This is a genomic window from Collinsella intestinalis, from assembly GCF_902364775.2.
Classification (GTDB): Bacteria; Actinomycetota; Coriobacteriia; order Coriobacteriales; family Coriobacteriaceae; genus Collinsella.
Map to the genome: position 1 here is coordinate 904519 of NZ_CABJEU020000001.1, position 12428 is coordinate 916946.

The 12428-nt window shown below is 62.5% G+C and carries 15 protein-coding genes; 2 read left to right on the forward strand and 13 right to left on the reverse strand.

What is annotated here, in order from left to right; translation table 11 throughout:
- Positions 1-39: 39 nt before the first annotated feature.
- From glyS to rpsP, 7 genes are read right to left on the reverse strand one after another with little or no spacing between them, the layout of a single operon-like run.
- Positions 40-2130, reverse strand: a complete 2091-nt coding sequence (gene glyS / locus FY258_RS03880) for a glycine--tRNA ligase subunit beta (RefSeq protein WP_118103278.1) — start codon at positions 2128-2130, stop codon at positions 40-42.
- Positions 2131-3048 (reverse strand): glycine--tRNA ligase subunit alpha, encoded by a 918-nt coding sequence (locus FY258_RS03885; protein ID WP_118103280.1) that lies wholly within the window; start codon positions 3046-3048, stop codon positions 2131-2133. It abuts the gene before it with no gap.
- Positions 3049-3099: 51 nt separating this feature from the next.
- The gene (gene lepB, locus FY258_RS03890) at positions 3100-3732 is read right to left on the reverse strand and encodes a signal peptidase I (protein ID WP_182279404.1); all 633 of its coding nucleotides are present in this window, start codon (positions 3730-3732) and stop codon (positions 3100-3102) included.
- Positions 3725-4516, reverse strand: coding sequence for a tRNA (guanosine(37)-N1)-methyltransferase TrmD (trmD, locus tag FY258_RS03895; RefSeq protein ID WP_118103282.1), 792 nt, complete (start codon positions 4514-4516; stop codon positions 3725-3727). The genes lepB and trmD overlap by 8 nt, the downstream gene beginning before the upstream one ends.
- 18 nt (positions 4517-4534) lie before the next feature.
- Entirely contained in the window at positions 4535-5107 is a 573-nt protein-coding gene (locus tag FY258_RS03900; protein ID WP_310592052.1) for a ribosome maturation factor RimM, read from the reverse strand.
- Complete coding sequence (locus FY258_RS03905; RefSeq protein WP_182279405.1) at positions 5055-5366, reverse strand: KH domain-containing protein; 312 nt, start codon at positions 5364-5366, stop codon at positions 5055-5057. Before FY258_RS03905 ends, FY258_RS03900 begins: the two co-directional genes overlap by 53 nt.
- A gap of 3 nt (positions 5367-5369) precedes the next feature.
- Positions 5370-5726 carry a 30S ribosomal protein S16 gene (gene rpsP / locus FY258_RS03910; RefSeq protein ID WP_118103286.1) on the reverse strand — a complete coding sequence of 119 codons (357 nt, stop codon included), beginning with the start codon at positions 5724-5726 and terminating at the stop codon, positions 5370-5372.
- 194 nt (positions 5727-5920) lie between these two features.
- Here rpsP and dinB point away from each other — a divergent pair, with 194 nt between their 5' ends.
- On the forward strand, positions 5921-7219 hold the full coding sequence (gene dinB / locus FY258_RS03915; protein WP_118103288.1) for a DNA polymerase IV: 1299 nt from the start codon (positions 5921-5923) through the stop codon (positions 7217-7219).
- Positions 7220-7411: 192 nt separating this feature from the next.
- Positions 7412-8236: a glycosyltransferase family 8 protein gene (locus FY258_RS03920; protein WP_118103290.1), complete on the forward strand. Its 825-nt coding sequence runs from the start codon at positions 7412-7414 to the stop codon at positions 8234-8236.
- Positions 8237-8328: 92 nt separating this feature from the next.
- On the opposite strand, the gene rsfS is transcribed toward FY258_RS03920, so the two are convergent.
- From rsfS to rplU, 6 genes are all read right to left on the reverse strand, one after another.
- Complete coding sequence (gene rsfS, locus FY258_RS03925) at positions 8329-8784, reverse strand: ribosome silencing factor (protein WP_118103292.1); 456 nt, start codon at positions 8782-8784, stop codon at positions 8329-8331.
- A 22-nt stretch (positions 8785-8806) separates the two neighbouring features.
- Positions 8807-9409 (reverse strand): bis(5'-nucleosyl)-tetraphosphatase (symmetrical) YqeK, encoded by a 603-nt coding sequence (gene yqeK / locus FY258_RS03930; protein ID WP_118103294.1) that lies wholly within the window; start codon positions 9407-9409, stop codon positions 8807-8809.
- Between the two features lie 4 nt (positions 9410-9413).
- Positions 9414-10073: a nicotinate-nucleotide adenylyltransferase gene (nadD, locus tag FY258_RS03935; RefSeq protein WP_118103296.1), complete on the reverse strand. Its 660-nt coding sequence runs from the start codon at positions 10071-10073 to the stop codon at positions 9414-9416.
- Complete coding sequence (obgE, locus tag FY258_RS03940) at positions 10060-11502, reverse strand: GTPase ObgE (RefSeq protein WP_118103298.1); 1443 nt, start codon at positions 11500-11502, stop codon at positions 10060-10062. The genes nadD and obgE overlap by 14 nt, the downstream gene beginning before the upstream one ends.
- A 235-nt stretch (positions 11503-11737) precedes the next feature.
- The gene (gene rpmA, locus FY258_RS03945) at positions 11738-11992 is read right to left on the reverse strand and encodes a 50S ribosomal protein L27 (RefSeq protein WP_006722622.1); all 255 of its coding nucleotides are present in this window, start codon (positions 11990-11992) and stop codon (positions 11738-11740) included.
- Positions 11993-12030: 38 nt separating this feature from the next.
- Positions 12031-12396, reverse strand: coding sequence for a 50S ribosomal protein L21 (rplU, locus tag FY258_RS03950; RefSeq protein ID WP_039910251.1), 366 nt, complete (start codon positions 12394-12396; stop codon positions 12031-12033).
- Positions 12397-12428: the final 32 nt, after the last annotated feature.

Below are 12428 nucleotides of genomic sequence, written 5' to 3' on the forward strand. Positions count from 1 at the left end.
GGACCCTCCTATCAAGCTATGAACACTGCGAAGCAGGCACTACTTGCGCGCCATCTCGCCGATGTTGGCAATGCCGGCAAACACGCTCTCGAAGCGGTTGAGCAAGCGGAGCCTGTTCTCGCGAACGGCCATGTCCTCGTCCATGACCATGACGTCGTCGAAGAACGCGTCGATGGGACCGCGCAGGGCCGCAAGGGCGGCGATGACGGCCTTGAAATCGCGAGCGTCAAGCGCCGAGGCAACCTCATCGCGCGCGGCATCGGTCGCATCCAGCAGGGCAAGTTCGGCGTCGCCCATGAGATTGCGATCGACCTCGATACCGAGTTCCGCGTCGGCGAGGTGAGCGGCACGCGCATAAGCGGTGGCGAGGTTGGTGAAGGCCTCGCGGTCGTTGGCGCGGGCCTCCTCGAGAGCATGCGCGAGCTCGAAGAAGTGCACGGGAACGGTGACGTCACCGTCGGAAACGGCGGCCACGGTGTCGGCGGAAACCTTCTCATCGCGGGCCATCTGGGCCATGCGGCCCTTGATGAACGCGCAGACGGATGCAGCCACGGCAGCCTTGTCGAACTCAAGGCCCTGCTCCAGGTAGCCCTCGAGCGCAGCATCGACGATCGCCTCATACCCGCACTTAAGACGCGTGCGCAGGATGTTGAGGACGCCGATGGCGGAACGACGCAGCGCGAAGGGATCCTTGGAGCCGGTAGGGGGCTCGTCGATAGCAAACATGCCCGCGATGGTATCGAGCTTGTCGGCGACGGCAACGATGCAGCCGGCGATGCCCTCGGGCAGATCGTCGCCGGCAAAGCGGGGGCGATAATGATCGCGAATGGCGGCGGCGACCTCGGGCTCCTCGCCCGCTGCGGTGGCATAGTAGCCACCCATCACGCCCTGCTGGCTGGTGAACTCGACGACCGCGGACGACACGAGGTCGGCCTTGGCCAGGTGGGCGGCACGCTGAGCGCTGGACGCCGCATGGGCACCGAGATGGGCCTCGCGAGCGATGGCGAGGGCCAGGTCCTCCATGCGGTCGGACTTCTGGAGCACAGTGCCGAGCTTCTGCTGGAAGCCGACGGAGGCCAGACGCTCACGGAACACCTCGAGGTCGACCTTGAGGTCCTCATCGTAGAAGAACTTGGCGTCGTACAGGCGCGCGCGGACAACGCGCTCATTGCCGTCGATCACGGTGGCGCTGGCCTTGGGGTCGCCGTTGGAGACAACGACGAACGCACGGGTCAGATTGCCCTGGGCGTCGTACGTCGGGAAGTAACGCTGGTTGGACAGCATGGACTCGCAAATGATCTCGGACGGAACGTTCAGGAACTCCTCGTCGAAGTGGCCCACGAGGACCGTCGGCCACTCACAGAGGTTGACGACCTCGTCGAACACCTTGGCTGGCGTATCGACGCGCACGCCGAGCTCGGATTCGACCTTGGCGATTCCCTCGCGGATGACCTGCTCGCGACGCTCGGCGGACAGGACATGGGCGGACTCGAGAACATCCTCGTAGGCATCCGTGCTGGCGACGAGGTGCTCACCGGGGGAAAGCACGCGATGACCGCGCGTGGTGTTGCCGCTCACAACGTCGGCAAAGGAGACCGGGACGACCTCCTCACCGAAGAGGCAGCAGATCCAACGCACCGGACGCACGAAGGTGGCATGCTCGCTGCCCCAACGCTGGCTACGGTAGTTAGGCCACTGGATGGACGGGATGAGGCCTTCGCACACGCGCGTCAAGATGGGAAGCGCGGGCTCGGAAGGGGTGTTCTGCTCAGCAAAGACGTACTCGGTGCCATCGGCATCCTCGCGACGGACCAACTCGCTGGCGACGAGACCGTTCTTACGGGCAAAACCCTCAGCGGCCTTGGTGGGATTGCCCTCGGCGTCGAAGGCGATCTTGGCGGAGGGACCGCGCAGGACGGAGTGGATCTCCTCCGTCGCCTCGGCGACATCGCTCACGAGCACGGCCAGGCGGCGCGGCGAGGAGATGACGCGAATCGCGCCATGGGCGAGCCCGGCCTCGTCGAGACCCTTGCCCATCAGGGATTCAAGCTGCTTGACGGCATTGTTGAGCGGGGCGGAGGGCATCTCCTCGACACCGAGCTCGAACAGAAAATCACGGGTGTTCGCCACTTAGGCCACCTCCCCCTTCTCAACGCTGTCGGACGCGGCCACATCACCGGCTACCTCGGCCAGATAGGATTCGCAGCACGCCTTGGCGAGCGTGCGGACGCGCAGGATGTACGCCGCGCGCTCAGTGGCGGAAATGGCGCCGCGGGCATCCAGGATATTGAAGCTGTGGCTGCACTTCATGACGCAGTCATAGGCGGGCAGCGGGAGCTTGGCCTCGAGGCATGCATGGCACTCAGCCTCGAAATCATCGAACTTCTGGCGCATCATATCGACGTTGGCGACCTCGAAGTTGTAAGCGGAGAACTCGCGCTCGTTCTCGAGGAAGACCTCACCGTAGGTCATGGGCGTGCCGTCGGGCAGGTAGCTCCAGACCAGGTCGTAGACGCTCGTGACGCCCTGAGCGTACATGGCGATGCGCTCGAGCCCATAGGTGATCTCGACGGGAACCGGATCGCACTCGATGCCACCGACCTGCTGGAAGTAGGTGAACTGGGTGACCTCCATGCCATCCAGCCAAACCTCCCAACCGAGGCCCCAGGCGCCGAGCGTCGGGCTCTCCCAGTCGTCCTCGACAAAGCGGACGTCGTGCTCGGCAGGATCGAGGCCGATGGCGGTCAGAGAATCCAGGTACAACTCCTGGGAGTTCTCGGGGCTCGGCTTGATGAGCACCTGGAACTGGTAATAATGCTGCATGCGGTTGGGATTCTCGCCGTAGCGACCGTCGGCGGGACGGCGGCAGGGCTGCGGGTAGCACGCGCGCCACGGCTTCTTGCCGAGGCTGCGAAGCAGCGTGGCGGTGTGGAACGTACCGGCACCCACCTCGGAATCGTAGGGCTGCATGACGGTGCAGCCATGGCCGGCCCAATACTCCTCGAGCTTGAGAATCATCTCTTGGAAGGTCAATGCGTTCGGATTCATCCTGCGGCGCTCCCCCTCATTCGTACGGTCAAACAATCTTATATTCTAGCGTTACATCGAGCCGATCCTCGAGAACGGCCAATATCGGAAAAAGACGGTGCCCACGACGTTGTCCGTGGGAACGGCCCCGAAGTACCTGGAATCGGAGGAGTTCTCACGGTTGTCCCCCATCATCCACAGCGAACCTTCTGGAACGACATACGGGTAGTCGATCGAAACCCCCGGAGCCTGCATGGGCAGCGGGTAGCTCTCGCCAACGACATAGGGCTCCTTCAAGGCGACCCCGTCGACATATACCTGCCCGTCGATCATATCGACCGTCTGGCCGGCTCGGGCCACGACGCGCTTCACCAAGATCTCGTGGCTTGAATCGGAGACGGGATTCTTGAACACGACGATATCGCCGACTTCGGGCGTATCGCCGAGATGCGCGCTGACGCGCTGGGCGAAAACCTGATCGCCGACAAGAATGGTCGGCTCCATAGAGCCGCTCGGAACAACGAACGGCGAAACGACGAACACGCGAATCAGGGCGAAGACAGCGAAGGCGACAACAAAGACGCCGAGCCACTCGAGAAGCCCCTTCCACTTGGACTCGCGATCGGGTCCATCCAAGCGCTCGGATTCATTCGAAGGCGCAGATTGAGCAGCAGCGCCGTCAAGGGTCTCGGGGGTGTCACTCATCGATAGCCTCCCCATCAGATACGGCCTGATCATCGCCGGGATGGAACTGCTCGATCAGCTCGATAGCACGACGGCGCTCGCCATCGGTCAGACGCGCGGAGTCGATGAGGTCGGGGCGCCAACGGCAGGTGCGTTCGATGGCGTTCGAGCGACGCCAAGCCGCGACTTTGGCATGGTCGCCCGAGAGCAGGACGTCCGGAACGGTAGATCCGTTGAAATCAGCGGGCCTCGTGTACTGGGCGTATTCGAGCAACCCGCCGTCATCGGAAGTCGAGAACGACTCGTCGACGCTGCCCATGTCGTTGCCGAGCGCGCCGGGGATCAAGCGGATGATGGCGTCAGAGACCACGAGGGCGGGAAGCTCGCCGCCGGTCAGAACGTAATCGCCAATCGAAAGGCGCTCGTCCGCGAGGTCATAGGCGCGCTCATCCATGCCCTCGTAACGTCCGCAGACGAACAGGATGCGCTCGCATGTAGAGAGTCGTTCGGCGACCTCTTGCGTGAAGGGCTCACCGCACGGGGTGAAAAAGACGACGCGGGGCGGGCACTCCCCCCTCGACGAGATGTCGCAAATCGCCTCATGAAGGGGCTCGACCTTCATGAGCATGCCGGCGCCGCCACCAAAGGGCGCGTCGTCCACGGTGCGATGGCGATCGTGCGTCCAATCGCGCAAGTCGTGCGCGGCAAAATCGAACAAGCCGCGCGCGCGAGCGCGACCCATGATCGACGTGGACATATAGGGTTCGAAAAGCTCGGGAAAGACCGAGAGGGTCTCGATGAGCATGAGCACTCCTCTCAGCGTTTAGAGATCGAGCAGGCCGTCCATGATGCGGACGGTGATGGCCCCCTCTTCGGGCAGCTCGACGATGACCTCGTCGATAACGGGTACCAAGACCTCCCCGTGCGAGGAACCGTCCAGCACCCAGACATCGTTCGCAGGGGTCTCCATGACTTCGACGATAGAGCCCAAATCACCAAAACGCTCGTCGACAACAGAGCGGCCCAGCAGGTCACCAACGGCCGAATCGAGACGACCGAGCTCGAAGTCATCGCAGGATGCGAGGACATAGCAACCCGTCAAGCTCTCGGCGTCATCGAGATTATGAGCGCAGGAGAAGCGCACGCGGGCGCCCTCGGGCGTGACGGAGAGGGACTCGACGGTCGAGGTGCGCTCCCGCTTGAGGGCGGGCGGAGTCAGATGCACCCGCATCGACTCGGTAAGCAAAAGGGGAAGGCCTCGCAGCGGAGCCACGAGAACCTCCCCTTTGGTGCCGTGCGGGCGAACCACACGGGCGATGTTCTTATAGGCGGCGCGCACGGGCCTAACCCAGGACCTCGACCTCGACGGAAGTGTCGAGACGAGCAGCGAGGGCACGGGCGAGCGTACGGATGGCCTTGATGGTGCGACCGTGGCGACCGATAACCTTGGCCACGTCGCCCCCGGCGACGGTGACCTCGATGGTCGACGAGTCGGCACCGTCGATCACCTCGAGCGAAACGCCGTCGGCATCGTCGACGATGCTGCAGACGAGATACTCAACGAGATCGGCGATACGGTCGGAGACGAGCTCCTCCGCCTCGGTGGCGTCGATGGCCTCATCAACGAGGGATTCCAAGAGCAGCTCCTCAGACACGATTTACTCCTCGGAAGCCTCGGCAGCGGCAGCGGCCTCTTCCTCGGCCTTACGGGCGGCCTCCTCGGCCTCCTTGGCGAGCTGCTTCTTGGACTTCTTGGGGGCAGCGGCGGCCTTCTCGCCCTCGTTGGCGGCCTTCACCAGAGCGGCGACGGCGTCGGTGAGCTGAGCGCCCTTGGACTGCCAGTCGGCGATCTTCTCGAGGTCGAGGGAGATGGTCTTGGGGGTGGTCATCGGGTTGTAACGACCGACCTCCTCGATGGGGCGACCATCGCGACGGGTGCGGGAATCGGCGACGACGACGCGGTAGTACGGACGCTTCTTGGAACCATGACGAGCGAGGCGAATCTTGACAGCCATGCTAACTCCTTCTTTTGCGCAGCGATTGCTGCATTCCTAACCAGGACAATTACCGTGCCAAACGACTCGACGGGAAGCGTTTGAGACCGGCTTCATTTGGAAAGTCGCAAGCAAATCCATATCTTATCTGAGATTTGCGCGATTGCAAGCATGTTCATGCAGCGTACATCGGCAATTGTCGATATACTGACAGCATGAACACAAGCGAACATACATACGGTCTCGCCCCAGAGCTCTTCGGCTCGTGGAACGGCCCCGCAATCGGGCTGATGGACCTCGATGCGTTCTTTGCGAGCGTCGAGCAGCTCGATCATCCAGAATGGCGCGGAAAGCCCGTGATCGTGGGCGGTTCGCCCGAAAAACGCGGCGTCGTCTCCACGTGCTCATATGAGGCGCGAGTCTACGGTGTTCGCTCGGCCATGTCGTCCGCCCAGGCCAAACGCCTGTGCCCCGAGGCCATCTGGACGCCCGGCCATTTCGATCGCTATCGCGAGATGAGTGCGCGCGTCATGGCCATTCTCGCAGATGAGACCCCATTCGTCGATCGCGTGTCCATCGACGAGGCGTTCTTCGACATCAGTCCCGGCAGGTTTTGCGACGAACATCCAATCCAGATAGCGCAGCGCATCTCGCAACGCGTGTCCAGCTTGGGCGTCACTTGCTCGATCGGGCTGGGCTGCAACAAGACCGTCGCAAAGATCGCCAGCGAGCGGGACAAGCCCCGTGGGCTCACCATCGTGACGCCAGGGACCGAGCACGGATTTCTCGCGCCGCTCCCCGTCCGCGCCATGAGCGGCATCGGAGCCGCTGCCGAAAGCGCGCTTACGCGCGTGGGGATACGGACGCTCGGGCAGCTTGCAGAAGCGTCCGACGGCCTCCTCTCCCCCATCTTCGGCATCAACACCGAACTCGTGCGTCGAAGGGCGGCGGGACTCGAGGTCAGCGAAGTTCGGGCCATCGATGCGCCCGACGACGTCAAGTCAATCAGCAACGAGCGGACCTTCGCGCACGACCTCACCGACCCCAACGACGTCAAGGCGGCGATACAGCTGCTCTCCGAATCAGTGGGCGCCAGGCTCCGCCGGCGTGGACTGGCGGGGCGCACCGTCACGCTCAAGCTTAAGTACTCCTTTGGCGAAGGCAGAACGATCCAGCGAAAGCTCGCACACGCGACCGACGATGAGAACGTATTCGGAGCGGTCGCGTGCGATCTGCTGGCCTCGATTTGGACCGAGGGCATGCATATCCGCCTCGCCGGCGTGGGCGTGAGCGATTTTGGGCCGGACCCCCATGGGATTCAGACTGACCTCTTTTGCGCCATCGATGAACGGGGCGCCATGGCGAGCGACAAGCGCGACCTTGCCGTCACGCTCGACGCCTTGCGCGAGCGCTTTGGCAACGATGCCGTGTCCTTTGGGCGAAGCACCCGTTTTGGCGGCGACCTCGTCGACCCCGCGAAGTTCCTCACGCAACACGCACCCGAAGATGTGTAATTGGGAAGATGTGTAATTGGGGACGGGTGCAAATTACACATCGGCGAGCTCGCACGCCACAAGGACGCACGTCCAACGTGACGAACAATTTGCACCTGCACCCGATTACGCATCGAGCTGCGGGTACAAGAGAGAACGTGGCTCGCAAGTGGCTTGCGGTCCCAACATGCATCGACCCCGTTAAGGAGACCCATGACGCAGCACACCCTCGAAATCGTCGTTACCTGTGACGAGGGGTATCTCGGCCCGCTCCGCACCATGCTGCTGTCGCTGCGTGCAAATAACCGAGCTGTAAGCATCCGTGTCTGGCTCCTTCACCGCGGTATCCCGCAGGCGGCGCTCGAATCTCTTGCATTATTTTGCGGGCGTATCGAGATCGAGCTGGCACCCCGCATGGTGGACCAGGCGCTCTTCGCGCATGCACGTTCAAGCGAGCGATACCCGCAGGAGATGTACTACCGCATGCTAGCGCCGCATGTCATCGACGCCGACATAGACCGAGCCCTGTATCTCGACCCCGACATCCTCATCATCAACCCGCTCACGCCGCTCTTCGACATCGAACTGGGCGATCGCATCTTCGCCGCCGCATCCCATACCGATGCGATCCATCCGGCAACGGCCCTCAACAACGTGCGCCTCAACACGAGCGAGCTCTACTTCAACACCGGCGTTATTCTCATGGACATGCCGCGTGCCAAAGCACTCATCGACCCTGACGAGATCTTCGCTTTCGCCATGGAGCACGAGCGAAAGCTGCTCTTCCCCGACCAGGACATCTTCAACGCCCTGTATAGCGAATGCACTTTGCCCGTCCCCGATCAGGTGTGGAATTTTGACGCGCGGAAGTACCCCGACAACATCATCCGCACCGGCGGCGAGGCAACGCTCGATTGGGTTATAAACAACACGGCGATCCTACACTTCTGTGGCCGAGATAAACCGTGGGCACCGAAGTACCGTGGCCAATTCGCAGCGCTATACAAACACTACGCCACGCTCGCCCGTCGGATATAGCGAGCGAAGAGCAGAATACACTGCGGATATGAGAAAGGGCAGGCACTATGGCCTGCCCTTTGCGTAAACCCATGTGTGGCGATACGCCGAAATTAGAGCTCGATGACGGGAGCGTCGCCCCAGAGCTTCTCGAGGCGGTAGTACTCGCGAGCCTCGGGGGTGAAGGAGTGGACGACGACCGAACCGTAGTCCATGAGGATCCAATTGCGCTCCTCGCGACCCTCGATCGAGAACGGATGCTCGCCGAACGCCTTCGCAACCTTCTCCTCGACCTCGTCGACGATGGCGTCGACCATGCGCGTGTTGTTGCCGGTAGCAAGCACAAAGTAGTCGCAGACATCGGAGAGCTCGGTGAGGTCGATGATGCAAATGTCCTCGGCGCCCTTGAACGAGGCCGCGTCGGCGGCGGCACGGGCCACCTCGATGGCGGGAACGCCGGACGTGGAGGGGGAAGCGGCGCTGCGCTCGACGGAGGCGTTGCCCTCGGCGGCATGAGCGCCCAGGCCGGAGGCGTAGTCGAGAAGCTGATCGTCGGTCATGTCAGTCATGGAAAACCTTTCCTGTGATCGGTTAGCGCGTTCGCTTTGCTGCGTACGCATTATAGATGTCGATGGCGGTCGGGTACAGATAGCGTCCACCCGAAATCACATAAACGAGACCCTGCGCGAACGTTTGGAAGAACAGCTCTTCCAGGGAAGACTCCCCCACCATGGCGCGCAGACGCTCGGCATAGTCGCCGTGGCGGCCGGGCTCGATCGCATCGGCGACGAACACGACCATGTCGAGCGGCGTCATGTCGACCGCTCCGACCGTATGCCTTGCGACCGCCTGGCACACGGAAGCATCGATGCCCTCGAAGATATGCAGCAGCTCATAAGAGGCGACAGGACCGTGCAGCAACCCCACGGCGGCGGAGGGGGAACCGGCAACGCGTACCCCATACTGAGCGGCCCTCACGAGCAGCTCGTGATCGTCCAAAACCTTGTCCCAATCGTGCAAAAGCCCCGCAAGGGCAGCCGAAAAGCAGTCCACGTCGTACGCGCGGGCGATCTCGTAAGCCGTCTTGGCAACGCCCACGGAGTGCTGGTAGCGGCGGGGTTTCTCGACCATGCGCACCTCGAGCTTGGCGCGAACGGCCTCGAGCTCGGCGATCTGTTCATCTGAAAGCGTCATGTGCTCATTCTCCCGTGACGTACAAGTCGTTCTTCTGGATATAACCCATCACCGACTCACTCGTGAGATAGCGCGCGCTCTTGCCGTCGCGCACGAGCTCGCGAATGTTGGACGAGCTGATGGCCAGAGCCGGAATCTCGATATAGCGAACATCAAAATCGATGCCAGAGGCGGCAATGCGGGCCTTGGCCGTCTCGATATCGTACCCGGGGCGGGTCGCGGCGATCAGAGTCGCAAGCGATGCGAGGCGCTCGGCGTCATGCCAGGCAAGGATATCCATGATCGCGTCTGCTCCCGTGATGAAGTAGAGCTCGACGTTATCGGGATAGCGCGAGCGCAACTCACCGAGGGTGTCGACCGTATAGGTGACGCCGGGGCGATCGATCTCGAAGCGGCTGGCGTAGAACGCCGCGTTCGCGGCAGTGGCCAGCACCGTCATGGCGTAGCGATCCTCGGGGTCGCTCACGTGCTTGTCCTGCTTGAACGCGGGCGAACCGGCGGGCATGAACAGCACCAAATCAAGATCGAGCGCCTCGCGTGCCTGCTCGGCGGTGACCAAGTGACCGTAGTGAATCGGGTCGAACGTTCCGCCCATGATGCCCAGGCGGTACGTGCGCTCAGGGTCGTCGCCGAGCGGGGGCAGCAGTCGATCACGCGAGGACATCGGTGTCCTCCTCACCGACCTCGGGCTGAGAATCCTCGGTGGCGAGCTCTTCATCGTCGACATCGAACTCGATGAACTCGACATCGTCCTCATAATCCTCATCATCGTCGATGCCCTCGAAATCGAAGGCGTAGCCGAGAATGCGAACTTCATCGCCATTCTTGCAGCCGGCCTTGATGAGGGCATCGTCCACGCCCATGCGGGCCATGCGGTGCTGCAGGTAGATGATGGCCTCTTCGTTCTCCCAGTCAGTCTGGACGACCATGCGCTCGAGGTTGGTGCCGGTGACGCGCCAAGCGCCCGGCTCCTCCTGGAGTACACGGAAGCGCTTGTCGCGAGCCTTGCGGGCGCGCTCCCACTTCTCCTCGTCGAAGGCGGGGGCGGCTGCCTGCTCCTCGGCGATGGCGCGACGCAGCTCGCTCACGCGCTCACCGCAGGCGAGCATGAGCGTCTGAAGTCCGGCGCCCGTAAGCGCGGAAACGGCGAAGAACTCGTGACCGTCCTCGAGGGCAGCCATCTTGAGCGCCTGGACGCGATCGGCCACGCCGGAGGCATCGCACTTGTTGGCGACGACGATCTGCGGACGATCGGCCAGGTCGGATGCATAGCGGCAGAGCTCATCGTTGATGATGCGGTAATCCTCGAGGGGATCGCGGCCCTCATAGCTGCCCGTGATGTCAACCACGTGCAAGATCAGAGCCGTGCGCTCGACATGACGCAGGAACTGATGACCCAGGCCCTTGCCCTCGGCCGCGCCCTCGATGAGACCCGGGACGTCGGCAACGACATAAGAATACTCGCCGGCGCGCACCATGCCGAGATTGGGCACGAGCGTGGTGAACGGGTAGTCGGCGATCTTGGGGCGGGCGGCGCTCATGCGGGCGATGAGCGAGGACTTACCGACGCTCGGGAAACCCACGAGGGCCGCATCGGCCATAAGCTTCATCTCGAGCTCGATCCAGTGCTCGATGGCGGGCTCGCCCTTTTGAGCGAACGCCGGAGCACGGCGCGTGGAAGTCACGAAGTGCGGGTTGCCCAAACCGCCGGTGCCACCGGGAGCCACCACGACGCGCTCCCCGTCGTGCGTGAGGTCGGCCAGGTCGTAGGCGGGCTCCATCGTCGTGGGATCGAGCTCGCGGATGACGGTGCCCATGGGCACCTTGAGGATAAGATCCTTGCCGTCGGCGCCGTCTTTGCGCGAGCCCTTGCCGTGCGTGCCGGCCTCGGCGCGGAAATGGTGTTTGAATCGATAATCGATAAGCGACGAAAGTTGGGCGTCGGCCTGAATGACGACATCGCCGCCATGACCGCCGTCGCCGCCGTCGGGGCCGCCCTTGGGAACGAAGGCCTCACGGCGGAACGACATGCAGCCGGCGCCGCCGTCGCCGCCCTTAACGTTGATGCGGCAAATATCGGTGAACTGGGACACAACCCCTCCTTGTATGTTGACAAGCCCTATGTGTAAAAAGGGACGGGTGCAAATTGTACATTCACGGCGATGCGCGCGATGCGCATTCGCAGCAAACATGCAACTAGCTTACCAAATGCCCCAGGGCAAAATGCGATGTGTCGTTTGCACCCGACCCCTTTTACACACAAGGAGACCCTCCGGGCGAAACGCTCAGAGGGTCTCCCAAAAGATGCAAATGCAAAAAGGGTGAGGACTACGCCTCGACGGGGTACACGTTCACGCGGTGCTTGAGGCCCTTGGTGAACTTGACCTTACCCTCGACGAGCGCGAAGAGGGTGTCGTCCTTGCCACGGCCGACGTTCTCGCCGGGGTGGATGTGGGTGCCGTTCTGGCGGACGAGAACCTCGCCGGCCTTCACGGTCTGACCGTCAAAACGCTTGGTGCCCAGACGCTGGCCGCGGGAGTCGCGACCATTGCGGGAGGAACCGAGACCTTTTTTGTGTGCCATGTCAGGTACCTGCTCTCTAACTAACTACAAATGGTCGACTACTCGGCGACGGGAGCCTCGGGCTCCTCGACCTTGGTGGTCTTCTTGGCGCGGGAAGTGGCCTGGACCTTGGTGATCTTCAGCTTGGTGAGCTGCTGACGGTGGCCCTTGAGGCGGTGGTAGCGCTTACGCTTGTGGAACTTGTAGACGAGCTGCTTCTCGCCCTTGAACTGCTCCAGGATCTCAGCAGTGACCTTAGCCTTGGCGAGCTTGGCAGGATCCGTGACGATCTTCTTGCCGTCGTTCAGGAAGATAACCTCGAGCTCGACCTTGGAACCGGCCTCGCCCTCGATCTTCTCAACGGTGATGACGTCATCGGTGGCGACTTTATACTGCTTGCCGCCCGTGGAAACGATTGCGTACATGTTCTTGCCCTTCATGCATCAGTTGTGCAACA

Excerpts from the sequence above, each read along its gene's own strand:
- FY258_RS03885 (WP_118103280.1), bottom strand. The coding sequence starts at position 3,048 with ATGAATCCGAACGCATTGACCTTCCAAGAGATGATTCTCAAGCTCGAG.
- FY258_RS03920 (WP_118103290.1), top strand. The coding sequence starts at position 7,412 with ATGACGCAGCACACCCTCGAAATCGTCGTTACCTGTGACGAGGGGTAT.
- rsfS (WP_118103292.1), bottom strand. The coding sequence starts at position 8,784 with ATGACTGACATGACCGACGATCAGCTTCTCGACTACGCCTCCGGCCTG.
- dinB (WP_118103288.1), top strand. The coding sequence starts at position 5,921 with ATGAACACAAGCGAACATACATACGGTCTCGCCCCAGAGCTCTTCGGC.
- lepB (WP_182279404.1), bottom strand. The coding sequence starts at position 3,732 with ATGAGTGACACCCCCGAGACCCTTGACGGCGCTGCTGCTCAATCTGCG.
- rpmA (WP_006722622.1), bottom strand. The coding sequence starts at position 11,992 with ATGGCACACAAAAAAGGTCTCGGTTCCTCCCGCAATGGTCGCGACTCC.
- yqeK (WP_118103294.1), bottom strand. The coding sequence starts at position 9,409 with ATGACGCTTTCAGATGAACAGATCGCCGAGCTCGAGGCCGTTCGCGCC.
- rpsP (WP_118103286.1), bottom strand. The coding sequence starts at position 5,726 with ATGGCTGTCAAGATTCGCCTCGCTCGTCATGGTTCCAAGAAGCGTCCG.
- trmD (WP_118103282.1), bottom strand. The coding sequence starts at position 4,516 with ATGCTCATCGAGACCCTCTCGGTCTTTCCCGAGCTTTTCGAACCCTAT.
- rplU (WP_039910251.1), bottom strand. The coding sequence starts at position 12,396 with ATGTACGCAATCGTTTCCACGGGCGGCAAGCAGTATAAAGTCGCCACC.
- nadD (WP_118103296.1), bottom strand. The coding sequence starts at position 10,073 with ATGTCCTCGCGTGATCGACTGCTGCCCCCGCTCGGCGACGACCCTGAG.